General features: G+C 62.5%; 24 protein-coding genes and 1 pseudogene. 10 read left to right on the top strand and 15 right to left on the bottom strand.

All coding sequences use genetic code 11. The annotated features are described in order from the left end of the window. The first annotated feature begins 48 nt into the window (after positions 1–48). Positions 49–570, top strand: a complete 522-nt coding sequence (locus tag AC1DWA_RS12435; protein ID WP_019746936.1) for an Lrp/AsnC family transcriptional regulator — start codon at positions 49–51, stop codon at positions 568–570. 7 nt (positions 571–577) lie between these two features. On the opposite strand, the gene AC1DWA_RS12430 is transcribed toward AC1DWA_RS12435, so the two are convergent. Genes AC1DWA_RS12430 through AC1DWA_RS12420 form a run of 3 tightly spaced genes read right to left on the bottom strand, consistent with a single transcriptional unit; the run spans position 578 to position 2,985 of the window. After that, on the bottom strand, positions 578–1,642 hold the full coding sequence (locus AC1DWA_RS12430) for a maleylacetate reductase (RefSeq protein ID WP_097387863.1): 1,065 nt from the start codon (positions 1,640–1,642) through the stop codon (positions 578–580). Position 1,643: 1 nt separating this feature from the next. Continuing rightward, on the bottom strand, positions 1,644–2,432 hold the full coding sequence (locus AC1DWA_RS12425) for a pirin family protein (protein WP_477846362.1): 789 nt from the start codon (positions 2,430–2,432) through the stop codon (positions 1,644–1,646). A gap of 37 nt (positions 2,433–2,469) precedes the next feature. Then, positions 2,470–2,985 (bottom strand): VOC family protein, encoded by a 516-nt coding sequence (locus tag AC1DWA_RS12420; RefSeq protein ID WP_097387862.1) that lies wholly within the window; start codon positions 2,983–2,985, stop codon positions 2,470–2,472. 111 nt (positions 2,986–3,096) lie between these two features. On the opposite strand from AC1DWA_RS12420, the gene AC1DWA_RS12415 reads away from it, so the two are divergent. Further along, positions 3,097–3,567: a MarR family winged helix-turn-helix transcriptional regulator gene (locus AC1DWA_RS12415; protein WP_097387861.1), complete on the top strand. Its 471-nt coding sequence runs from the start codon at positions 3,097–3,099 to the stop codon at positions 3,565–3,567. A 62-nt stretch (positions 3,568–3,629) separates the two neighbouring features. Next, positions 3,630–4,448 (top strand): HAD family hydrolase, encoded by an 819-nt coding sequence (locus tag AC1DWA_RS12410; protein WP_195791494.1) that lies wholly within the window; start codon positions 3,630–3,632, stop codon positions 4,446–4,448. 1 nt (position 4,449) lies between these two features. Here AC1DWA_RS12410 and AC1DWA_RS12405 read toward each other — a convergent pair whose 3' ends face one another. The 8 genes from AC1DWA_RS12405 to AC1DWA_RS12370 all read right to left on the bottom strand — a co-directional run bounded on the left by AC1DWA_RS12405 (position 4,450) and on the right by AC1DWA_RS12370 (position 12,745). Next, positions 4,450–5,337: an alpha/beta fold hydrolase gene (locus AC1DWA_RS12405; protein ID WP_003945464.1), complete on the bottom strand. Its 888-nt coding sequence runs from the start codon at positions 5,335–5,337 to the stop codon at positions 4,450–4,452. 225 nt (positions 5,338–5,562) lie between these two features. Beyond that, positions 5,563–6,228: a hypothetical protein gene (locus AC1DWA_RS12400; protein WP_097387859.1), complete on the bottom strand. Its 666-nt coding sequence runs from the start codon at positions 6,226–6,228 to the stop codon at positions 5,563–5,565. Positions 6,229–6,252: 24 nt separating this feature from the next. After that, positions 6,253–7,017 (bottom strand): SDR family NAD(P)-dependent oxidoreductase, encoded by a 765-nt coding sequence (locus AC1DWA_RS12395; protein WP_003945543.1) that lies wholly within the window; start codon positions 7,015–7,017, stop codon positions 6,253–6,255. 146 nt (positions 7,018–7,163) lie between these two features. Beyond that, positions 7,164–8,216 carry an acyl-CoA dehydrogenase family protein gene (locus AC1DWA_RS12390; protein ID WP_446696406.1) on the bottom strand — a complete coding sequence of 351 codons (1,053 nt, stop codon included), beginning with the start codon at positions 8,214–8,216 and terminating at the stop codon, positions 7,164–7,166. Beyond that, positions 8,213–9,178 carry an acyl-CoA dehydrogenase family protein gene (locus AC1DWA_RS12385; protein WP_113682144.1) on the bottom strand — a complete coding sequence of 322 codons (966 nt, stop codon included), beginning with the start codon at positions 9,176–9,178 and terminating at the stop codon, positions 8,213–8,215. The genes AC1DWA_RS12390 and AC1DWA_RS12385 overlap by 4 nt, the downstream gene beginning before the upstream one ends. Continuing rightward, positions 9,175–10,335, bottom strand: coding sequence for an acyl-CoA dehydrogenase family protein (locus tag AC1DWA_RS12380; protein ID WP_007734181.1), 1,161 nt, complete (start codon positions 10,333–10,335; stop codon positions 9,175–9,177). Before AC1DWA_RS12380 ends, AC1DWA_RS12385 begins: the two co-directional genes overlap by 4 nt. Next, positions 10,335–11,207, bottom strand: coding sequence for an enoyl-CoA hydratase (locus tag AC1DWA_RS12375; RefSeq protein WP_019746945.1), 873 nt, complete (start codon positions 11,205–11,207; stop codon positions 10,335–10,337). Before AC1DWA_RS12375 ends, AC1DWA_RS12380 begins: the two co-directional genes overlap by 1 nt. Further along, positions 11,204–12,745 (bottom strand): FadD3 family acyl-CoA ligase, encoded by a 1,542-nt coding sequence (locus AC1DWA_RS12370; protein ID WP_019746946.1) that lies wholly within the window; start codon positions 12,743–12,745, stop codon positions 11,204–11,206. Before AC1DWA_RS12370 ends, AC1DWA_RS12375 begins: the two co-directional genes overlap by 4 nt. Before the next feature lie 55 nt (positions 12,746–12,800). Between AC1DWA_RS12370 and AC1DWA_RS12365 the strand changes: the two genes are divergently transcribed. The 4 genes from AC1DWA_RS12365 to AC1DWA_RS12350 all read left to right on the top strand — a co-directional run bounded on the left by AC1DWA_RS12365 (position 12,801) and on the right by AC1DWA_RS12350 (position 16,732). Then, positions 12,801–14,030, top strand: a complete 1,230-nt coding sequence (locus AC1DWA_RS12365) for an acyl-CoA dehydrogenase family protein (protein ID WP_019746947.1) — start codon at positions 12,801–12,803, stop codon at positions 14,028–14,030. Next, entirely contained in the window at positions 14,030–14,842 is an 813-nt protein-coding gene (locus AC1DWA_RS12360) for an SDR family oxidoreductase (protein WP_003945582.1), read from the top strand. Before AC1DWA_RS12365 ends, AC1DWA_RS12360 begins: the two co-directional genes overlap by 1 nt. A 76-nt stretch (positions 14,843–14,918) precedes the next feature. After that, complete coding sequence (locus AC1DWA_RS12355; protein ID WP_020968472.1) at positions 14,919–15,590, top strand: TetR/AcrR family transcriptional regulator; 672 nt, start codon at positions 14,919–14,921, stop codon at positions 15,588–15,590. An 11-nt stretch (positions 15,591–15,601) separates the two neighbouring features. Then, a complete protein-coding gene (locus AC1DWA_RS12350; RefSeq protein ID WP_477916675.1) occupies positions 15,602–16,732 on the top strand; it encodes an acetyl-CoA C-acetyltransferase in 1,131 nt (376 codons plus the stop codon). Between the two features lie 30 nt (positions 16,733–16,762). Here AC1DWA_RS12350 and AC1DWA_RS12345 read toward each other — a convergent pair whose 3' ends face one another. Continuing rightward, positions 16,763–17,080, bottom strand: coding sequence for a DUF4333 domain-containing protein (locus tag AC1DWA_RS12345; RefSeq protein WP_020906277.1), 318 nt, complete (start codon positions 17,078–17,080; stop codon positions 16,763–16,765). Between the two features lie 97 nt (positions 17,081–17,177). Further along, a complete protein-coding gene (locus tag AC1DWA_RS12340) occupies positions 17,178–18,578 on the bottom strand; it encodes a cytochrome P450 (RefSeq protein ID WP_020968473.1) in 1,401 nt (466 codons plus the stop codon). Positions 18,579–18,673: 95 nt separating this feature from the next. On the opposite strand from AC1DWA_RS12340, the gene AC1DWA_RS12335 reads away from it, so the two are divergent. Next, entirely contained in the window at positions 18,674–19,261 is a 588-nt protein-coding gene (locus AC1DWA_RS12335; RefSeq protein WP_020906279.1) for a TetR/AcrR family transcriptional regulator, read from the top strand. A 47-nt stretch (positions 19,262–19,308) separates the two neighbouring features. Here the strand turns inward: AC1DWA_RS12335 and AC1DWA_RS12330 are convergent, their stop codons facing one another. Continuing rightward, complete coding sequence (locus AC1DWA_RS12330; RefSeq protein ID WP_477846360.1) at positions 19,309–20,319, bottom strand: ABC transporter substrate-binding protein; 1,011 nt, start codon at positions 20,317–20,319, stop codon at positions 19,309–19,311. 81 nt (positions 20,320–20,400) lie between these two features. Next, a complete protein-coding gene (locus AC1DWA_RS12325; RefSeq protein WP_020968475.1) occupies positions 20,401–21,279 on the bottom strand; it encodes a bile acid:sodium symporter family protein in 879 nt (292 codons plus the stop codon). A 131-nt stretch (positions 21,280–21,410) separates the two neighbouring features. Here AC1DWA_RS12325 and AC1DWA_RS12320 point away from each other — a divergent pair, with 131 nt between their 5' ends. Continuing rightward, positions 21,411–21,683, top strand: coding sequence for a DUF2277 domain-containing protein (locus AC1DWA_RS12320; protein ID WP_030534727.1), 273 nt, complete (start codon positions 21,411–21,413; stop codon positions 21,681–21,683). A 5-nt stretch (positions 21,684–21,688) separates the two neighbouring features. Continuing rightward, positions 21,689–22,042, top strand: a pseudogene (locus AC1DWA_RS12315) (alpha/beta hydrolase); the annotation flags it as partial.

Here is a 22,042-nt window from a genome sequence, read left to right as displayed (position 1 = left end):
GTCGCCAGATAGTGAAGAGAAGTGAAGATAATTCTCTAGTCTGTATTCATGGTGCGCGAAAGTTCAAAAATCGGTATTCAGACGGCCGCCTCGCCGAAGCATGTTCGGGCTGCCGTGAAGTTGGACGAGGTCGACCGGGTTCTGCTCGAAGAGCTGGCGAAAGACGCGAGGATTCCGAACAATGCGCTGGCCGCGATCGCGGGAATTGCGCCGTCGACATGCCTCGGCCGTGTGCGCGCCTTGGTGGACAACGGCGTGATCAGGGGATTTCACGCGGACATCGACCCCGCCGCTCTCGGAATGGATCTGCAGGCGATGATCGCAGTTCGACTGCAGGCCAACGCACGGTCGCACCTCAACCGGCTCGGCGACGATTTCGCCAAGCTGGACTCGGTGCTCAACGTGTACTTCGTTGCCGGTGTCGACGACTACATGCTGCACGTCGCAACGACGGATTCGGCGCAGTTGCGTGACTTCGTCGTCAACAATCTCTCGGCACATCCAGCGGTTGCTGCGACCGAGACGATTCTGATCTTCGAACACGTCAGGCCTCGAGGCGGTACTGCCTGATTAGTTCTCACCTGATGGCGGGTCGACGCCCGGACCAGGCGTTCTCGAGGAGTTCGCTCAGGCCCGGCGGGGTGATCTCACGCGGGTTCGGATACGCGGCGGAGGTGGCGAGTTCGACTGCATTTTCGATTTGATCGTGACTCATTCCCAGTTCTCGCAGAGTGGTCGGTCCGCCGCACGCGGTGACGAGGTCGAAAACGCCGGTAGCGGCATCGGATGCGCCCAGAGCAGTCGCTATTCGCGACATCACATCCGGGACAGCAGGCGCGTTGAATGCCATCGCGTGGGGGAGGACAACGGTGTGGGTGGGAGCATGCGGCAAACCGAAGCTGCCACCGACGGTGTGGCACAACTTGTGATGAAGCCCCATACCGACTGTGCCCAAGCAAGTTCCGGCCAACCAGGCCGCTTGTAGTAGTTCGGCCCTACCTTCCAGATTTTTCGGATCATCGACAATGCTCGGCAGCGCACGGGCGATCCCGGAGATCGCCTCGATCGCCATCGAGTCCGTGATCGGGTTGGACTCGATGGAGTACAACGCTTCAACCGCATGCGCCATCGCGTTGACGGCGCTGGTGACGGTGGTATCCAGCGGCAGATCGAGAGTGAGGTCGACGTCGTAGATGACGGTTTCCGGTCTGATGTGGGGAGAGGAGCGAGTTGTCTTGCGTCCGTTCTCTGTTTCACCCAACACCGGAGTGACTTCTGATCCCGCGTACGTTGTCGGAACGACGATCTGATCGAACCCCGCTCGTAGTGCCAGTGCCTTGGACAACCCGGTTGCCGAACCGCCGCCGATCGCGACGACCGTGTCGACGTGATGGTTCTCGGCAAGTCTCAGCGCGGCTGTCGTGACTTCGATCGGAGTATGCATCACAGCGCCGTCGAAGCGGACCACCGCCATGTCGCCRAGAGATTCGGTCACGGCGGCGGCAACCGCGTCGAGTCGACGACTTGCCAGCACCATCACTCGGCTACGGCCGCGCCGCCGCACTTCTTCGGCGATCGTATCGATCGTCCCTTGGCCGAAGACAATTCGAGCCGGTGAAGCGTCGTACGAGAAGGGCTTCATGTCATCCCTGCGAAACGGTGGCGTGCATTTCCCAGACGATGACCTCTGCCCCGGTATCGGAGCTGAGCTGCTGACCTCCACCGCCGGATACTCGTACCGCGTCACCCTGTTCGAGCACTCCGACGCCTTCCATGGCGGCCTGACCGTCGGCGACAAAAACATGCAGGAACGGTGCGTCCGGCAGGGTCACAGGTTGTCCGGGTTGCAGACGCGCAATGTGCATCGCGGCGTACTTGTTCTTGATCCGGATTGCCGAGTGATCGGCGTACGCGTCCATACCCGAGGCGACCGGAACCAACCCACCGGCAAGCAATTCGGCGTCGATCTCCAACTGCTCGTAACCGGGTGTGATCCCGGCTTCGTCGGGGACGACCCACATCTGGATGAAGTGAACCGGATCGCTGTGCTTGTCGGAATGCGCGCCCGCCACGTCACCGAGTCGCCACGAATCGTTCTTCTCCGAATGCAGGATTCCCGTTCCAGCGCTCATCCGCTGGGCAAGACCGGGGTAGATGACGCCCGAATGCCCCATCGAATCCTGATGTACGAGAGAACCTCTCAGTACCCAGGTGACGATCTCCATGTCCTGGTGCGGGTGGGTGTCGAATCCCATTCCGGGCGTGACGATGTCGTCGTTGTTGACCAGGAGAAGACCGTGGTGAGTGTTCTTCGGGTCGTAGTGATTGCTGAACGAGAACGAGTGCTTCGAGTCCAGCCAGCCGGCATTGGACTTGAAGCGATCCTCGGATCGACGGATATCGAGGTTCGGCTGCGACAGAGTGGAGGTCATGGTGTGCCTTCCGAATGGTGTGGGGGAGAGCAAGTTTTCAGAGGACGTGATTGCCGTACATCTCGCCGAGGGGGTCGGCGATCAGCTCGAGTCGAGCGCCGTCGGGATCGCGGAAGTACAACGAGACCTCGCTGTGCTCGATCAGTTCGACGCCGGCCTCGGTCAGTTGGGTGCGCAGCTTCGCCCACTTGGCAGGTTCGACGCTGATCGCGATGTGGTGGAGGCCGCCGAGTACTTCTTGGTACGGGCCCACGTCGAGACCCGGGAAGTCGAAGAAGGCCAGAAGGTTGCCATTGCCGATGTCGAAGAAGAAGTGCGACGACCCGGGATAGTCACGGTTCTCGATCAACTCGGTGAGTGGGAATCCGAGGAGATCCTGGTAGAACTTCACGGTTCGTTCGACGTCACTGCTGATCAGGGCCGTATGGTGCAGGCCGCGTGCGGTCGATGCGGGTCGTTTGTCGGAGGGGAGCAGATGTCGATCCCTGATCTCGGCCCGGCGTTCCTCGAACTGCACTGCGTTGTCGAACTGCACTGCGTTGTTGTCGCTCATGGCGCCCGCCTCTCGGTTGAACCTTCTCTTCGAACAGGTAGTTGACTGATCAACTACATTGAGAATAGATCATTTGATTTCGTTGTCAACTACTTCGGATATGCTGCTGTCATGGAATCGACGCGGTGGTTGAGCGACTCGGAGCAAACGGCCTGGCGGGCTTACCTGGACTCGACCCGACTGCTCCAGCGTGTTCTCGATCAGCAGTTGGTGCGAGACTCCGACATTTCCTTCACCGATTTCGAACTGCTGGTCGCTCTCGCCGAAGCGCCCGGCCGGCAACTGCGCATGAGTGAGCTCGCCGACGCTGTGATGGCTACCCGAAGTGGTGTGACCAGGGCCGTAAATCGATTGGTCGGCGCAGGGTGGGTGCGCCGGGTTGAGTGTGTCGACGACAAGAGGGGCGCCAATGCGGAGCTGACCGACTCGGGTGCCGACAAACTGGCGTCGGCAAGCCCGGCGCACGTAGCCGCAGTGCGGGAGGGCATGTTCGATCTGCTGAGCCCGCGAGATGTCGAGCGGCTCGGTGTGGTCTTCGGCGAGATGCGTCGGCACCTTCTCGAGACCCAGTCAGGTAATTGACAGAGCAACGGTCCGTGTCACGTAGTTGGTGAGGGCTGCGAACGGACTGCCATCATTGTCTGGTGACCCGCATTCGTATCTTCGCAACCGACCTCGACGGCACCCTGCTGCGCTCCGACCGAACGATTTCGGCGCGCACCGCGCAGGCCATGGAGAACGCGCGGCTCGCCGGAATCGAAGTTGTGTGGGCGACGGCCCGCGCCCGGCATTCGGTACACACATTGGCGAACTCGTGCGGATTTCGCGGTAAAGCTGTGTGTGCCAACGGAGCTGTGATTCTCGACCTCGCCGACGGGACGCCGGAGATCGTCGACACCGTCTCGATCGAAATGTCCTTGGCTGCAACGGCTATGGAGCAAGTTCGGGCGCTGGTTCCGGGCGTCGTGTTCGCGAACGTCGGACCCACCCAATTCTTTGCTGAGCCGGAGTACGCCGCTCTGTGCGAGTTCGCGGACCATCACCGGCACCTGCACGAGATGGTGCTGGCCGACACCTTGCCGCTCGATGTCGAGCCGATGGTCAAGATCGTGGCCCGGCATGCGGAGGTTTCCAGCGCCGACCTGTACCGAACAGCCGTCGCTGCGGGCATCGAGGGCGTGGAGTTGACCCACTCCGGCGCCCCGTACATGGAAATGGCTGCAGCGGGCGTCTCGAAGGCCAGCGCTCTCGCGCAGTTGTGCGCGATCGACGGCATCGACGCGTCGGAAGTGGCCGCAGCCGGTGACGCCTTCAACGACGTTGCCATGCTGACCTGGGCTGGAACGGCTCTGGCGCCGGCCAACGCGAGAACCGAGGTCATCGAGCTCGCCGACCGAATTTTGCCCACGAACGACGAGGACGGCGTGGCGAGCTACCTCGAAGAGTTGGTTGCGGGGCGCTAGTTCAGCTGCTGACGGCCTTGGGTCCGGTGCCGATACCGACTCCGCAGTCCGTCATGAATTCGGAGAAGACGCGGTCGAAGCGATCCGGGTAGTCAAGGTGCGGGAAATGTCCGGCTCGCTTGAAGATCTCCACCCGCCCCAGCGGTAGTTCGGCGCGAGCGTTCTCGGTGTGGGCGTTGGGGATGATGGTGTCTTCCTCACCCCACACCAGTAGTGCCTGCAGATTCTTGAAGTTGGCGAAATGCGGAGTGGCATTGACGGTTTGACCGTTGTAATTGATGACCGATCGTGCCGTCGCCAGAAATGCCTGACGTGTCGACGCGTCCGATACCGAAGCGAAGCTCTTACGGGCCTCGCTTGCGCTGGCACCGAGCTTGAACAGGCCGATCTTGTTGAAAAGTCCGAGCGCTTTGTCTGTCACGTCGGTCAGCGTCCTCGACGCGAGGACGGGAAGTACCAGTTCGCTGCCGGGCAGTGTCGCCGCGCGCAGGAGTGGGCTCACCTCGGGCCCGAGTCCACCGCTGGCCACCAGGCACAGCCGCTCCACCCGGTCGGGGAACAGATACAGCGTCTGCATCGCGATCCCACCACCGAGGGAGTGTCCGACCAGGGTGGCCGACGGAATGTCGAGGGCTTCGAGGAGGTCACGCACAGTGGCGGCGTGAGCACTGAGTGAATAGTCGCCGGCAGGCTTGTCCGACGCACCGTGTCCGAAGAGATCAGGGGCGATCACGCGGTAATGACGCGAGAGCGTCTCGATCTGCGGTTCCCAGTTGGAGTGCGCGCCCAGCAGGCCGTGAATGAGCACCACGACGGGGCCACTGCCTTGGTCGACGTATTTGAGCTGGTCGCCGTGCAATACAACCGTCTGTAATTGGTCGGTTGCCATGATTGAACCTTTCGGAGCCGCCAGTGTCTGTGGCTGCTCGCGTGTTGTCGGACCGCACCCGCCCCGACGCGGATCCACGGGTATTTGTGACCGGGAGTAACCCCAGTTCCCTCAGTATGCCCATCGAGGGGGTCGATGTCGTGGCCATCGGGCGTGTTGTGACGAACCGTGAGCCGTCGGCTGAGAGGAGACGTACAACTCACCGCCGCGTGTCGGCGCCGTTGATCAGGCGAAATCGACCAGTTTGCCGAAGGTGAGGTTGATGTCCCACGGTGTGACGCCCCACGTCTCGATCGCTGAAACCGCGAAGATTCCGGCAGCCTCGATGGTGTCCTGTGAGGCTGGTGCCGACACCGAAACGCCGGTTTGGTCGCTCGGAACCTCCGGCCAGACGCCTGTGCCCACGGGTGCGGGGTTTGCCTCCATGACTGCGTTGGCCAGGCCCGATTCGTCGACGGTCGTGAAGAGGCAGTTCGGCTCGTGCGGAGAATCCCACCCGCCGAGTTCCGCGAGCCAGAATTCGCCGCGTCCAGCAGCGGAGATCGCGATGGACGCGAGTACCGATTCGAGATCTTCCCAAGCGTCGCCGGTCGGGGCCGACGCCTCGGTGAGCTTGAACGGTGCGGCGAGGGCAGTGCTGTCCGGGGAAGTGAAGCGCGGCTGCACAGTGAGGGCCTGGGTCTGGGTATCCAGAAACGCAACTTCTCGGAACTTGTTGTCCGGCAGAGCAGTACGAGCTACGATGCCGCGTCCAAGCAGTGTGCCGAGAGCGGCGGGATCGTCGACGCTCCACAAGCGGGTCTCGTCCTCGGACCAGGTGCGAATCATTCCGCCGACGACAGGACTGATCAGCACGGGCTCGAGGTTTGTACTGCCTGTTGATTCGCTCACCGCTGGCTCCCCCACAGCAGGGGATCACATATGCGTGCCGCCGTCGATGCGGATTTCCGTTCCGGTGACAAACGAGCCGTCCTCGGAAGCGAGCATCGCGATCACACCGGCGACCGCGGACGGGGGCGCGAAACCCTCACCGATTGCCGGGGCCAGCTTGCCGAGCAGCGTGAAGTCGATGTCGGCCGGGAAACCGGGATCGGACGTCATGCCCGACGCGATGCTGCCGGGTGCGACGGCCACGGCGCGAAGACCCTGCTTGCTGTACTCGAGTGCAAGTGCGTGCGTAAAGGATTGGATTCCACCCTTCGACGCCGCATATGCCGTCATGTACGGGTGGGCGAAGGTCGCCGAAGTGGAACTGAAGTTGACCACGACACCTGCTCCGCTTTCGAGCAGTGCCGGCAGGGACTCCCTCGTCATGAGGAATGTTCCGGTGAGGTTGACCCCGATGACGGTGTTCCAGAAATCGAGTGTCATCTCGTGGGTGTGTGCGGAGCGCAGAATGCCCGCCGCATTGACCAGCACGTCGAGCCCGCCCAGAGCCTTGATCGCAGCGCCGACCTGTTCGCGAACAGACTCTTCGCTGGAGATGTCGACCTTCACCGTGGTGAGGCGATCGGAGTGGCCGGCGTCCTTCGCGGCGTTCAGCGTCTGTTCGAGGCCGGTCTCGGAAATGTCGGCGGCGACGACGGTGCCTCCTTCTGCCAGGATGCGGGCAACGGTGGCCTGGCCGATTCCGGACCCTGCGCCGCTGATGAGGACGCGCTTGTCGTCGAATCGATTCACGAGAAAACTCCGGTCTGTGAGATGGACAGCTGTCTGGTGACCGATTCTGCGTGATCCAGCCGCATAAATCTGCGGTTCATTCCACTGACTGGGCAGCATCGGTGCTTGTTCGCCCGGGATTGCGAGCGAACAAGCACCGATGTGTCTTAGAGACCCGCGGCCTGAGCGAGGCTCGGCAGGTAGGTGCTCGGCTGTCCGAAGAGCTGAGCGCTGCCGTGTGCACGCTTGAAGTACAGCTGAGCGTCGTGCTCCCAGGTGATTGCGATTCCGCCGTGCAACTGAACTGCTTCGGAGGTGATCTGCTGCAAAGCTTCCGAGCAGTAGACCTTCGCCACTGCCGCGTCGTCCGCCGACTGCGTCGCCACGGCGGCGTACGTCATCGACCGCGCCGTCTCGACCAACGTGTACATGTCGGCCATCCGGTGCTTGAGGGCCTGGAAAGAACCGATCGCGCGACCGAACTGCTTGCGCGACTTGGTGTATTCCACGGTCTGTTCGACGATCGCTGCGGCCGCTCCGACCTGTTCAGCTGACAACGCGATCAGAACGACGGTTCGGATGCGATCGACCAGATCTTCGGACCACTCCAGTGGCCGACCACGAACACCGGAGAACGTGACCTCCGCCAGCGTTCGCGTCGGATCCATGGTGGGGACGCGTCGGCGGGAGACGCCCTCGGCCGCGGGATCCACTTCGTAGAAGCCGTCGGCCGTGAGAACGAGCAGGGTGTCCGCAATGTGTCCGTCGAGGACGTACGACGCCGTGCCGGTCAACGCATCCTCGGTTGCCTCGACGCCGAAGGTGCTCCAACCCGCAGCCCCTGCCCAGCACAGGGCGAGCGTGCTCTCTCCGGACGCGACACCGGGCAGCAGTCGCGAGCATGCGTCGTCGTCACCGGAAAGCAGCAGTGCCTGTGCGGCAAGAATCGCCGAACCCAGCATCGGTGAGGGGGTCAGCGTGCGGCCCAGTTCCTCCTGGACCACATGTACCTCGCCCAAACCTGCTCCGACGCCGTCGAACTCCTCCGGAATCGCCAGCGCGGCGACGCCGATCTGCTCGCACAGCTTGCTCCACAACGCGGGGTCGTAGCCGATCTCTGTGGTGATGGCAGCGCGGACGGCAGCGGAATCGGAATGCTTGCTCAGGAGATCGCGTACCGACGCACGTAGTGCTGCCTGGTCTTCGGTGTCGATGCTCATGATGCAACCAGCGCTTCGACGACGCGCGCACGATGCTCGGACGGTGTGCCCCAGGCGGTGAGCAATGCTCGTACCTTGGTGAGCCACAGTGAGAGATCGTGTTCCATCGTGTAGCCGATGGCGCCGTGAACCTGGAGTCCGACGCGGGCGGCCTTGTAAGCAGCATCCCCGCACGCGACCTTGGCGGCAGAAATGTCACGCGAGGCGTCGGCCGACTGATCGCGAACCGACAGAGCGGCACCGTGGAGCAGGGGTCGAGCCATTTCGAGCGAAACGGCAACTTCTGCCAGGTGGTGCTTCATTGCCTGGAACTGTCCGATGACCTTGCCGAACTGCTTGCGCTGCTTCGCGTATTCGGTGGTGACCTCGAGCAGTGTCTGGCCGAGACCTTGCAACTGCGCGGCAGTGGCAAGAGCGCCCATGTCGAAGGCTGCGGAGAAGTCGGCGGAGCCCAGCGATTCGCCGGCGGAAACCTCGTAGAGCTTGCGGGAGAGATCCACCGATGCCCTGGCTTCGCCAGGGACGCCGAGTGAGACGGTGCCGTCCTGCGCGAGTAGAACCAGATCGACCGCATTGGCGTCGAGCGCGAACGGTGTGCGCGGGGGAGCGGCGACGGTTGCCAGCGAACCCTCGGCGAGAGCAGAGAGACGTTCCGGTGCAACGGAAGCCAGGAGCGTCGGTGCTACTGCGATGGTCTCGACGACCGGTCCGGGTACTGCGTGCCGACCGAGCTGTTCGAGTGCAATGACCAGGTCCACGGCGTCGGCGCCGAGTCCGTCGTGTTCTTCGGATATGACGAGGCCGTTGACGCCGGTCTCGGCAAGGCGCTGCCAGAGCTTCTTGCCCGGCTCGGTGTCACCGTCGTTCCACGAACGGATGACGGAGGGCATGTCGGACTTGGTCAGCAGTGCATCGATGCTTGCAGCGAAGTCCTGGTGGGAGGAGTCGAGCGCGAATCTCATCGGTCCGCCTTCGGTAGGCCGAGCAGACGCTCAGCGATGACGTTTTTCTGAATCTCGTTGGTGCCTGCGTAGATCGGGCCGGACAGGGAGAACAGGTATCCGTCCATCCAGTTGTCGGCCAGCTCTGCTTCAGGGCCCTGCAGTTCGAGAGCAGTCTCGTGGGTGGCGATATCCCACTCGGACCAGAAGACCTTGTTGATCGAGGACTCGGCGCCGAGTTGTCCACCGTCGGCGAGACGGGTGACGGTACCGAATGTGTTGAGCTGGTAGGCGCGAGCGCCGATCCAGGCGTCGGCAACCTGGTTACGCAGAGCGCTGTCGTCGGTTCGTCCGCTGGACTTGTACAGCTCGAGCAGTCGGTCGACGGTGGCGAGGAAGCGGCCGGGGCTGCGCAGCGAGAGACCACGCTCGTTGCTCGCGGTGCTCATCGCGACGCGCCAACCTTCGTTGACGTTGCCGATCACACCCGACTCACCAGGGTTGGCCGGGTCGTCCGGCACGAAGACGTCTTCGAGGAAGATCTCGGCGAAGCCGGGCTCGCCGTCGAGTTGATCGATCGGGCGAACGGTGACGCCCTTCGAGCGCAGGTCGAACATGAAATACGTGATGCCCTTGTGGCGCTGCGCATCCGGATCGGAGCGGAACAAGCCGAAGCCCCAGTCGGCGTAGCTTGCGCGTGAGCTCCACGTCTTCTGACCGTTGAGCAGCCAGCCCCCGTCGACCTTCTTCGCACTCGAACGCAGGCTCGCGAGGTCGGAACCGGATTCGGGCTCGGACCAGGCCTGGGCCCAGATGTCGTCGGCACGAGCCATGCGCGGCATGATGCGAGCCAACTGCTCGGCATTTGCATGCTCGAACAGTGTGGGAGCCAACAAGAAGATGCCGTTCTGGCTTACGCGCCCGGGCGCGCCAGAGCGGTAATACTCCTCCTCGAAGATGACCCATTCGAGCAGGGACGCATCGCGTCCGCCGAGTTCCTTGGGCCAGGAGACGACGGCGTAGCCGGCGTCGGCGAGAGTGTGCTCCCACTGACGGTGCTCTTCGAAGCCTTCGGCGGTATCCATCGACTTCAGGGGAGTGGCGGGCACATTCGCCTCCAGGAACGAGCGGACCTCGTCACGGAATGCGGTTGTGGCGTCGTCGAATACGAGATCCACTAGTTTGTTCCTTCCTGCGGTGCGCGAGCACTGGCAGCCATGGCTTTGGCGTCGAGACCACCAAGCGAGTCTTTGCCGACCTCGGCGTTGTGAGCGTGAGCGAAGTGATGCAGACCGAAGACGGAGTCGATGCCGTTACGCATCCCCATCTGATCCTCGCACTGGTTGACGGCCTTCTTGGTCAAAGCCAGTCCGAAGCGCGGCATCTCGGCGATACGCCCGGCGAGCTCGAACGTCTCCTTCTCGAGATCCTTGCGGGCGACGACGCGATTGACCATGCCGATTTCGTAGGCGCGTTGCGCGGTGAATCGATCGCCGGTGAAGAGCATTTCCTTCGCGAAACGTGAACCGACCATCCACGGGTGCGCGAAGTATTCGACGCCGGGGATGCCCATGCGGACAACGGGATCGGAGAAGAAGGCGTCGTCGGCCGCGACGATCATGTCGCAGACCCAGGCGAGCATGAGCCCACCGGCAATGCAGGCGCCTTGGACCATCGCGATGGTGGGCTTGGGGATCTCCCGCCAACGGCGGCACATGCCCAGGTAGACCTCCATCTCGCGGGCGAAACGCTGGTCACCGCCTGGCTTGTCGACGTGATCCCACCACATGGTGGCCTTGTTCTCGTACTCGACGTGATGGTCGCGTCCCGGAGTTCCCAGGTCGTGTCCGGCGCTGAAGTGAGGTCCGTTGCCTGCCAGGACGATCACTTTCACGTCGTCGTCCTCGACGGCGCGCTGGAATGCCGCGTCGAGGGCGTACGTGACCACCGAGTTCTGGGCGTTGCGGTAGTCGGGTCGATTCAAGGTCACGACGGCGACCGAGTCACGAACCTCGTAGGTCACGACGTCGGCTTCGAAGGGAACGGTCATGATTGTTCCTCGCGCAGAACCGTTTTGAGGACCTTGCCTGAGGGGTTACGGGGCAGGTGATCTACGAAGCGCACCTCGCGGGGCACCTTGAAGCCTGCGATCTTCTCCTTGAGGAAGGCGATCACCGACTCTTCGGTGAGGCCGGCACCGTCGAGTTGGGCGATGTAGACGCGGCCCACCTCTCCCATCCGGTGATCGGGGATGCCGATGGCAGCAGACTCGTGGACGCCGGGCAGGCGAGCCAACATGCCCTCGATCTCGGCGGGGTAGACGTTGAATCCGCCGCTGACGTACATGTCTTTCAGACGGTCGGTGATGTCGAGATAGCCACGCTCGTCGAGGGTTCCGACGTCTCCGGTGTGCAGCCAGCCGTCGGCGTCGATTGCCTTGGCGGTGGATTCGGGGTCGTCGAGGTATCCGAGCATGACGTTCGGTCCACGAAGCAGGATCTCACCCTGGTCGCCGATCTTGACCTCGAAATCGGCTGTCGCGCGGCCGGAACTGGTGGAGACGGTGACCGGGTCGTCGTCGGTGCGGCACATGGTCGCGACCACTGCCTCGGTCAGACCGTATGCCGTGAGGACGGCGTCGAAAAGCTCTGCCTGCATGCGCTCGACGAGAGCAACCGGAACGGGTGCTGCGCCGGTGATCGCGATGCGGAGCGAGGACAGATCGTATTCGCTGCGGCGGGGATGATCGAGGATGGTCTGGTAGATCGTCGGGGCGCCAGGCAGGATGCTGATCTTTTCGCTGTTGACCAGGGCAAGAGTGTCGTCGATGTTGAAGACGGACACCGGCACGATCGTCGCACCGTTCAGCAGGCAGACCAGGATTCCGGCCTTGTACCCGAAGGTGTGGAAGAACGGGCTGATGATGAGGAAGTTGTCGTCGGCGGTGACCTCGGCGCATTCACCCCACGACTTCGCGACAGCGATGGACTGACGATGCGCGGTGATCGCACCCTTGCTGCGTCCCGTGGTGCCGGAGGTGAAGAGGATGTCGCTGACGTCGTCTGGCTGCACCTTCGCAGCACGCGCGTCGGCTTCGGTGCGGGCGGCGTCGGTGGCGAGCGCGAGGAAGTCCTCGAACTCGATGACGCCGTCACGGTCGTCGTCCCCGTCGATCGGTACCTGGATGACAGTCGGGATCGACAGGTCCGGGTTGGCGTCGAGCAACTGCTGATAGCGATCGGCCTTGAGGAACGTGCCGACGACCACCAAGGCCGCGGCGTCGACGCGCTCGATGATGTCGAGAGCTTCGGTGCCGGTGTATCGAGTGTTGATCGGGATGATGGCCGCGCCGGCATATTGAGCGCCGAGCAGGGCAATCACCCAGTGGTACGTGTTGGGCGACCAGATGACGACGCGATCGCCTGCCTTCACCCCACGGTTGATCAGCGCGCCGGCGAAATCGCGGACACGTTGATGTAGCTGTGCGAAGGTCAGTCGGGTGTCGCCATCGGCGATAGCCGCGCGCTCACCGAACTCCTCGGCGGCCCGGATGAGGGCTGATGGGATGGTTCTCGGTTGTTCGGTCACTGGACTCCTACCTGACACGCTACCTAGCAAGTGCTTGGTAGGTTATCTTACATATGTGGACCAGAGCGAGAGCCCGGACGGGCAGATGACGGACGACGAGTTTGCGGCCACGGTCGCGCAGTGGTTGGCCGAGAACTTGACGGGCAAATTTGCCCAGCTCAAGGGTAAGGGCGGCCCCGGCAGTGAGCACGAGTTCTTCGAGCAACGCCTCGAGTGGGACAAGCACCTCGCAGCCGCAGGGTGGACGTGCCTCGGGTGGCCGAAGGAGTTCGGCGGGCGGGGAGCAAGCATCTCTCAGCAGGTCATCTTCCATCAGGAGTACGCGAAGGCCGGTGCGCCCGCTCGCGTCAGCCACATCGGTGAAGAGCTGCTCGGCCCGACGCTGATCGCGTACGGAACCGACGAGCAGAAGCGCCGATTCCTTCCTGGCATCAACACGGTCAGCGAACTGTGGTCGCAGGGCTACTCCGAGCCCGGCGCCGGTTCAGACCTCGCGAACGTCTCCACCACCGCACGCCTCGAAGACGGCAAGTGGATCATCAACGGCCAGAAGGTGTGGACCTCACTGGCTCACGTCGCGCAGTGGTGCTTCGTGGTCTGCCGCACCGAGGTGGGCTCCAAGCGTCATCAGGGCTTGAGCTTCCTGCTGGTCCCGTTGGATCAGCCTGGTGTGACAGTTCGGCCCATCCAGCAGCTCACCGGTACGTCGGAGTTCAACGAGGTCTTCTTCGACGACGCCGTCACCGACGCCGATCTGGTGGTCGGGGAACCTGGCGAGGGCTGGAAGATTGCGATGGGGCTGCTCACCTTCGAGCGCGGGGTATCGACGCTCGGACAGCAGATCGGATTCGCTCGCGAGCTCCAGGGCGTCGTCGACCTGGCGAAGGCCAATGGCAGTGACCAGGATCCGCACATTCGCGAGAAGATCGCTCGTGCCTGGGTCGGACTGCGCGTGATGCGCGCCCACGCGATGCGTACTCTCGACGCGGTCGACGCCGGAACCGGTGGCGGCGAAGCGTCCGTCGCAAAACTGTTGTGGGCCAACTGGCATCGTGACCTGGGACAGCTGGCGATGGACGTGCAGGGTGCGTCGTCGTTGGTTGCGCCGTGGGCGGATTCCGAAGGGAATGCCTCGGACATCACCGATCCCGAGCATCTCGAGCTCGACGAGTGGCAGCGACTCTTCCTCTTCACCCGCGCCGACACGATTTACGGCGGCTCCAACGAAATTCAGCGCAACATCATTTCCGAGCGCGTGCTCGGTCTTCCCCGAGAGGCTCGTTAATGTCTGACACCAAAGCCGCGTCCCCGCTTTCCGTTGCGCCCGAGGAAACCCCGGGCCACGGACTACTCGCGGGCAAGAAGGCGATCATCACCGCCGCAGCCGGAACCGGCATCGGCTTCTCTACCGCGCGCCGGGTGCTTCTCGAGGGCGGCGACGTTCTCGTCTCCGACTTCCACGAGCGTCGGCTCGGCGAGACGGTGGAGAAGCTGAAGGCCGAGTTTCCCGGCCAGCAGGTCGAGTCCATCATCTGCGACGTCTCCAGCACCGAGCAGGTCGACGCGTTGTTCGTCGGCGCGGCCGAGAAGTTGGGACGTATCGACATCGTCGTCAACAACGCAGGCCTGGGCGGCGAGACACCCGTCGTCGACATGACGGACGATCAGTGGGATCGCGTTCTCGACATCACCCTCAACAGCACCTTCCGTTCGACGCGTGCCGCGCTGCGGTACTTCAAGAGCGTTCCGCACGGCGGTGTTCTGGTGAACAACGCGTCCGTTCTCGGTTGGCGGGCGCAGCATTCCCAGGCTCACTACGCCGCAGCCAAGGCGGGCGTCATGGCACTGACTCGGTGCAGCGCTATCGAAGCCGCGGAGTACGGAGTCCGTATCAACGCGGTCTCGCCCTCCATCGCGCGTCACGCGTTTTTGGCGAAGGTCACCAGTGAGGAACTGCTCGACCAGTTGGCTTCCGGTGAGGCCTACGGCCGTGCCGCGGAGGTGTGGGAGATCGCAACGGTCATCGCGATGCTCGCCAGCGATTACTCCACCTACATGACCGGCGAGATCGTCTCCGTTTCTTCGCAGAGGGCGTAGCGTCCCCGTGCGCGGTTAAGGAGTCCCCGGACTCGCTGACCGCGCACAGGGGAAGGCCCTGGATAGGATTGAATACATGACGCCACCTCGAAATTCCGACGAATCAAACGGCAAGTCCGGGCGCCGCGACGAGCTGCTCGAGATCGCGGCGGGGCTGTTCGCCGATCGCGGAGTGCGCGCGACGACCGTCCGCGACATCGCCGACGCCGCCGGGATACTGTCCGGCAGCCTGTATCACCATTTCGATTCCAAAGAGTCGATGGTCGACGAGATCCTGCACCAGTTCCTCGACGAACTCTTCGGAAAATACCGCGAGATCGTCGCGGCGGGGTTGGACAGTCGCGCGACGCTCGAAGCGCTGGTGGTGACCTCCTACGAGGCCATCGACGCCTCACATTCGGCTGTGGCGATCTACCAGGACGAGGTCAAGCACCTCGTCGGGAACGAGCGCTTCGCTTACCTGGCCGAGCGCAACACCGAATTCCGGGACCTGTGGGTCGGCGTCCTCGAAGCCGGCGTYGCGGACGGGACCTTCCGTTCCGACATCGACGTCGAGTTGGTCTTCCGATTCATGCGAGACACCGTGTGGGTCGCGGTTCGCTGGTACCGCCCGGGTGGATCCCTGTCGGCTCACGCCGTCGCGGCTCAATATCTCGCGATCGTGCTCGACGGGCTCTCCGATCCGGCCACAACTTCAGAAGCTATTGCTGAATCAACTTCAAGAACTATTGCTGCACAACGAAACTAGGAGCTAACGCTATGTCCGAGGTTTACATCGTCGACGCCATTCGCACACCGATCGGCAAGAGGGGTGGCGCGCTGTCCGGCGTGCACCCCATCGATCTCGGTGCGCACGTCGTCAAGGCACTGGTCGAGCGCACCGGTATCGACCCCAGTGACGTCGACGACGTGATCTTCGGTTGCGTCGACGCCATCGGCGGCCAGGCCGGCAACATCGCCCGTATGTCCTGGCTCGCAGCGGGATTCCCGGAGCACGTTCCCGGGGTGACCGTTGACCGTCAGTGCGGTTCGAGCCAGCAGGCAGTGCACTTCGGCGCTCAGGCCATCCTGTCGGGCACCGCGGATCTGATCGTTGCCGGCGGCGTTCAGAACATGAGCCAGATTCCGATCTCGGCAGCGATGATCGTCGGTCAGCAGTACGGATTCGACACGCCGACTTCGGGTTCGGTCGGTTGGACCGAGCGCTACGGTGACCAGGAAGTCTCGCAGTTCAAGGGCGCCGAAATGATCGCCGAGAAGTGGGACATCAGCCGCGAAGAGCTCGAGAAGTGGGCCCTGCAGAGCCATGAGCGCGCCAAGGCTGCAATCGCCGCGGGTCGCTTCGACAACGAGATCGTTGCCATGGGCGACGCGACCGTCGACGAAGGACCCCGCGAGACCAGCCTCGAAAAGATGGCGACGCTCAAGGTTCTCGTCGAAGACGGCCGCATGACCGCAGCGGTGGCCAGCCAGATCTCCGACGGTGCGAGTGCGCTGCTGCTGGCGTCGGCGGAAGCGGTGGAAAAGTACAACCTCAAGCCCCGCGCCCGGATTCATCACCTCAGCGCTCGCGGCGACGACCCGATCTTCATGCTCAGTGCGCCGATTCCGGCCACGAAGCATGCTCTCGCGAAGGCCGGTCTGAGCATCGAGGACATCGACATCGTCGAGATCAACGAAGCTTTTGCCCCGGTCGTCCTGGCCTGGATCAAGGAGATCGGCGCAGATCCGGCCAAGGTCAACGTCAACGGCGGCGCSATCGCMSTCGGTCACCCSCTCGGCGCGACCGGCACCAAGCTGATGGCGACCCTGCTCAACGAACTCGAGCGCACCGGCGGTCGTTACGGCCTGCTGACCATCTGTGAAGGTGGCGGCACCGCCCATTATTAACCGCCGGCGGTTAATAAAGGCGCACAGCAGTTAGTTGTTCGGCACATCCGCAACCTTGATGTCGAAGTTCGCACTTTCACCGTCAACGCTGGTCACGGTAGCTGTGACGTCGTATTCGGTGCCCTGCTCGGTCAGGATGCACGTGATCGATGCGCCGACTTCTGCGTCGAGGTTCTCCGGACACGTCACGTCGTCAGGTGGCTCGCCGATCTTCTCGGCGAGTTGAGTGGAGATCTGACTTGCGACTTCGGACTTGTCCACTTGCGGCGTCCCGACGCTTGCCGAGCAAGCTCCCGTGGCCAATGCCGCCGAGAGCAAGACGATTCCAACTGCAGGCCTCTTTGTCATGTGAACTCCCAGGGTGCGCCGGTGCTCGCTGCTGCCACCTCAGGGATTACCGCATTCGGGACTGTTCAACCGACTTACTCGACGCCGTTTGCCGAGCTCAGCGTCGGCGGACCGTCAAGTTGAAGCCTTCGGGCATCAGGGTGAGCCGTTCGGCCACCTTCAACTCGTAGTCCGGATCGGCTTCGATCGTATACTTCTGCAAGATGGTGCCCAACACGAGGACGGCTTCGTGAATGGCGAATTGTCTTCCGATGCAGGCACGTTCACCTGTTCCGAACGGCTTGTACACGTGCGCCGGCCTGGCCTTGATGTTGGCAGGTAGGAAGCGATCCGGATCGAAAGCCTCGGGATCGTTGCCCCACACGGGATCGCGATGAAGTGACGGGATGAGCACGAGCATCCAATCGCCCTTTTTCATCGGATACTTGCCGACGAGCGTGGTGTCTTCGAGCGCCGCACGGCCGTAGGCGGGAGCGGTCGGCCACAGACGCAGCGATTCGTCGAGGACGCGTCGTACGTATCGAAGTTTCGCGATCTTCTCGAAGGCGGGCTCCTCGCCCTCCCAGACCTTGTCGACCTCGGCTTGGGCCTTGGCCAGCACGTCAGGGTTTCGTGACAGGTAGTACAGCGCGAACGACAACGCGCCGGAGGTGGTTTCGTGTCCCGCGACGAGGAAGGTCACGACCTGATGGCGGATGTTCAGTTCGTCGATACGGTTGGGATCGTTTTCGCGTGCCGCCCGTAGCATCAGTTCGAGAAGATCTTCCGGCCCCGGTTCGGTACTTGTCCGCCGGGCACGGATCACCTCGTCCACAACCTCGGCCATGTACGCCTTGCGGACCTCGTCACGTTGATCGGCCCGACGTGCGAGGACTCGCCCCAGGGCCGTCGACTTCAAGAACGTCGTGCGTTGTGAATGGGAGAGAGCGCCGACCATCGCCTTGACGAACGGGTGCTGCTCGTCCCGTTCGAAAGAGTCGAACGAGTAGCTGAATCCAGTGCGTCCGATGGTCTCCAACGTCAGCTTGGTCATGTCTGCGGAGATGTCGACGGGGGAGTCGCTGTCACGACTGTCCCAATGGTCGACCAGCTCGCCGGCCACATCGAGCATGGTGCGGTGGTACGAGCGCATCGCAGTCTGGCTGAACGCCGGGGCCAGGAGATTGTGCGCCTTGCCCCAGTTGGGTTCGTGGTTGTACGCAGTGAACAGTCCGTCGCCGCCGATTCCGCGGAGTGCTTTGACTCCAGGCGCAAGGTGCTTCGCGAACCGGGACTCGTCGGACAGTTCTGCCACCATGTCCGCGCCCGAGGCGAAGACGAAGCGATTTCCCAGGACATTTCTCTCGAAGATCGGGCCGAGTTCGCGCCCGATGCTCACGGAGTTCTGCAGCGGCGTCCGGATATTGATCCCGAGGACGTCCCCGAGGACTGGCAGGCGCCATGCCGGATGCGGGATCCGAGCATCGGTCGTCGCCTCTGGAGTGGTGTCGACGCTCATGGTGTGTCCCCCGGGTGAGATCGCTTACTGAATTGGTGTCTAGTACGCAAAGTACGCCTTACTGAATCGGTGTCAAGTAGTAATCTGACTTGTCTATGGTCGCACCACGAAAACGCCTGGACCGAGAGCAGCGGCGCACGCAGTTGCTCGACATCGGCGCGCAACTTTTTGCCGATCGTTCGTACGAGGACGTCTGGATCGAAGAGGTCGCCGAGATTGCGGGCGTCTCGCGCGGGTTGATGTACCACTACTTTCCGACCAAGCGAGACTTCTTCGCCGCAATCGTCGAGCGCGAATCGCAGCACCTGCTCGAGGTGACCGCACCGGACGCGACGCTACCGGTGCGCGAACAGGTGGCAGCCGGGTTGGACGCCTACTTCGCGTACGTGAAGTCGCACAGCAGGGGAGTACGCGCCATCAACGTGGGGACGCTCTCCGCCGAGGCCGGTATCCGAGCGATCGTCGAACGGGAACTCGAACAGCAGCAGATTCGAATCCTCGACGCACTGGAATTCGAGGGTGAAAGAAGACAGATTGCTGCCGTCGCAGTTCGGGGATGGATCGCATTCGTCCGGGCTGTCTGCCTCGACTGGCTCGATCAACCTTCCATACCGCAGGAAGAGTTGAGAGTGATTTGTCTGCGGACCCTCTCCGGAGCGTTGGGCATCGACCTCGAAACGTGAAATGCCGACCGCGTGGGAGCGGCCGGCATTTCCACGGACAAGTCTGATCAGTCGAGCGTCGAATAGAGATCGTCCCAGCCCTTGGCTACGTACATGTTGGTGTAGATGGATCCGTAGTACGTACTGCCGCGCAGAACGGTGACGTTCCCGGCCTGCACAGCCGGAAGTCGTTGCCACAACTTGTTGTCCGAGAGCTGATCGAAGGTGGTGTCGCTGCTGTCGGTGACGGAAACCATGAACGCGTCGCAATCGCGAAGGCGATCCATCTCCTCGATGCTCAGTCGCCCCTGATTGTCGAAACCGGTTGTGTTCAATGTTCTTCCACCGATGTCGGCGAGCGTCATGTCGGTGGGCTGGCGATTCTTCTTACCGGTTTCCTCCGACACAGGCAGGCTGTCGATGTAGATCGTGGCCTTGTCCGGACTGTAGGACAAACTCGCGACGGTCTTTCCCGCGATCGCCGAAGCGTGTCGAGAGCGGATGTCGGTGATCAGAGCGTCATAGTCGGTGATCAGGCGATCCATGGTGGGTGTTCGGCCCAACCAATCGGAGAGTCGGGTGAGATTTTCTCGCCACGTCTGCCTCGATTCGGTCGTCAGGACAGGAGCGATGGCTTGGAGTTTTGCAGCGGGCCAGTACTCGTTGTCGGCGTTGACGCAGATGATGAGATCGGGTGCGAGTCCGAGGATCTGCTCCAGATTGGGCTTGTCGCTGAGGTATTCGGCCGAGCCGTCGACGGGAACCCACTCGGTGGCGGGCGAGATGTTGTATCCGAAGACCGGTAGTTCCAGGGCAATGGCGAGCTCGAGGTCGGTGCGGGCGTCGACGGCCAAGACCCGCTTGGGGTTGGTCGGTATGTCGTAAGTTCCCAACGGTGTGGTGACGGTGCGCATTTGAGTGTCGTCAGATGTACCCGAACCGTCACTGGAACTGCAGGACGACAGAATTGTTGCTACTGCTGCCATCCCGGCTCCGATGCCGAATTGGCGACGGGTCAGTGCGTCGGCTAGCTCTTGCCAGGCGCGTTCGTCCAGCACGGTAGGTGTGGTGGTCAGCATTTTTCGATACCCTTCGGTCTGAGTCCGTATCGATCGTAGGGTCGGCGATACCAGATCACCTATATCGAAAACCGCCTGATATTAGTCGATTTCGGCCATTGTCCGTGACTTGCGGGTGATCGTTGCGCCGAAGGCAGCGGCGAGCGGGAACATGAGAACGCCGTACACCGCAGCCGGCACTGCCAATTGCACGTTGTTCAGGAGACTGACGGCGATGGTGATCGCCAACGTGCTGTTGTGGATGCCGATTTCCATGGAACTGGCGATTGCCTGACGATCCTCGATGCCGAATATCCGGGGAACGACGTAACCGATCGATAGGCTCAGTAGGCAGAACAAGGCAGCGACGACGCCGATGTCGACGAGATAGTCCGCGATGTTCTCGCGCTCGGAAACAACCGTTCCGACGATCACCAGTGCCAGAACCACCGCGGATCCGATGCGGACGGGCTTGTCCATCCGCTCGGCAAAGGCGCTCGAGCGCAACCGAACCCACATTCCGAGGGCGACAGGAATCAATACGACCGCAAAGACCTGAAGCACCTTCGTGAACTGAAGCCCGAGAGTGCCGTCCGCGTCCTCGGGTTCGAAGTAACCCAACGCGAAGTTGGTGATCAGGGGGAGAGTGACCACCGCTATCACCGAATTGACCGCAGTCAGTGTCACATTGAGAGCAACATCGCCGCGGAACAGATGGCTGAACAGGTTTGCCGTCGTGCCGCCCGGTGATGCGGCGAGGAGCATCATGCCGACCGCGAGCAGTGGGTCGAGGTCGAACAACGTGACCAATCCGAAGGCCGCGGCCGGGAGCAACAACAACTGACAGATCAGGGCGATCGAAACGGCCTTCGGCGCTTTTGCCACGCGGGCGAAATCTCCGACCGTCAGGGAAAGCCCGAGGCCGAACATGATGATGGCGAGTGCGGCGGGTAGGCCGACGGAGGTGAGTGCAGAGTCCATGAGTTAGTGGCTACTTCCAGTCACTGGGGAATTTCACTGAAACTACCGTGATGCCCGGATCTGCGTGGCAGTTTGGATACATTGGTGTATCGAACCGTGACGGCGTCGGTGAGCAGGGTTATCGTCGAATTATGTGCCGAAACATCACTGAACTTCGTGGACTCGAGCCCGCTGCTACGCCCGAGGAGATCGAGGCCGCCTCTCGCCAATACGTACGTAAGGTGAGTGGAATAGCCAAGGTGTCCGACGCGAACCGAGACGCCTTCGAACAGGCGGTGCGTGAGGTGACCGAAACGACGACGCGCCTGCTCAGCACATTGCCGCCTCGCAGACAGCCACCTCAGACCGTCCCGCCGTTGCGTCGTCCGGAAGTACAGGCGCGGATCGCTGCTCGTTCGTCCTGACCCGAGTGGATCTCACAGATATCGACGTATGGGACGTCGAACCGTTGGATCAGCTGTCAGCTGGGCTGGAGGGCGTTCTGGTCGCTCATCGTGTCCGCGACATCCGGCGACGGCTGGATACGCTGCGCAAAGAGGCCGTCGCCGACGACTTGCATATTCGTCAGGACGGAACGGTCTCTGCCGTTGCGCCCATCGCCGACGGTCACCCGCTCCACGTGCATGCCCAGTTGCTCGAGGTCGCGGTGYGAGAACTGATCGGTGAGGCACTGCTGGTCAGCGCGGATCTTCATCATGCGTTGTCTCTGCGGTCTCAGGTCGGCACCGACCTCCGTGACAAAGCTGTGCGTGTGGGGGAGGAG

The organism is Rhodococcus sp. P4_F3_2 (assembly GCF_056401335.1).
Note: the sequence above shows the minus strand (reverse complement) of the source record. Positions and strands in the feature narration are given on the sequence as shown.

What these genes read in the sequence shown, in the direction of transcription:
- AC1DWA_RS12435 (WP_019746936.1), top strand. Translation starts at nt 49, where the DNA reads ATGGTGCGCGAAAGTTCAAAAATCGGTATTCAGACGGCCGCCTCGCCG.
- AC1DWA_RS12425 (WP_477846362.1), bottom strand. Translation starts at nt 2,432, where the DNA reads ATGACCTCCACTCTGTCGCAGCCGAACCTCGATATCCGTCGATCCGAG.
- AC1DWA_RS12420 (WP_097387862.1), bottom strand. Translation starts at nt 2,985, where the DNA reads ATGAGCGACAACAACGCAGTGCAGTTCGACAACGCAGTGCAGTTCGAG.
- AC1DWA_RS12415 (WP_097387861.1), top strand. Translation starts at nt 3,097, where the DNA reads ATGGAATCGACGCGGTGGTTGAGCGACTCGGAGCAAACGGCCTGGCGG.
- AC1DWA_RS12405 (WP_003945464.1), bottom strand. Translation starts at nt 5,337, where the DNA reads ATGGCAACCGACCAATTACAGACGGTTGTATTGCACGGCGACCAGCTC.
- AC1DWA_RS12390 (WP_446696406.1), bottom strand. Translation starts at nt 8,216, where the DNA reads ATGAGCATCGACACCGAAGACCAGGCAGCACTACGTGCGTCGGTACGC.
- AC1DWA_RS12385 (WP_113682144.1), bottom strand. Translation starts at nt 9,178, where the DNA reads ATGAGATTCGCGCTCGACTCCTCCCACCAGGACTTCGCTGCAAGCATC.
- AC1DWA_RS12375 (WP_019746945.1), bottom strand. Translation starts at nt 11,207, where the DNA reads ATGACCGTTCCCTTCGAAGCCGACGTCGTGACCTACGAGGTTCGTGAC.
- AC1DWA_RS12360 (WP_003945582.1), top strand. Translation starts at nt 14,030, where the DNA reads ATGTCTGACACCAAAGCCGCGTCCCCGCTTTCCGTTGCGCCCGAGGAA.
- AC1DWA_RS12345 (WP_020906277.1), bottom strand. Translation starts at nt 17,080, where the DNA reads ATGACAAAGAGGCCTGCAGTTGGAATCGTCTTGCTCTCGGCGGCATTG.
- AC1DWA_RS12340 (WP_020968473.1), bottom strand. Translation starts at nt 18,578, where the DNA reads ATGAGCGTCGACACCACTCCAGAGGCGACGACCGATGCTCGGATCCCG.
- AC1DWA_RS12335 (WP_020906279.1), top strand. Translation starts at nt 18,674, where the DNA reads ATGGTCGCACCACGAAAACGCCTGGACCGAGAGCAGCGGCGCACGCAG.
- AC1DWA_RS12330 (WP_477846360.1), bottom strand. Translation starts at nt 20,319, where the DNA reads ATGCTGACCACCACACCTACCGTGCTGGACGAACGCGCCTGGCAAGAG.
- AC1DWA_RS12325 (WP_020968475.1), bottom strand. Translation starts at nt 21,279, where the DNA reads ATGGACTCTGCACTCACCTCCGTCGGCCTACCCGCCGCACTCGCCATC.
- AC1DWA_RS12320 (WP_030534727.1), top strand. Translation starts at nt 21,411, where the DNA reads ATGTGCCGAAACATCACTGAACTTCGTGGACTCGAGCCCGCTGCTACG.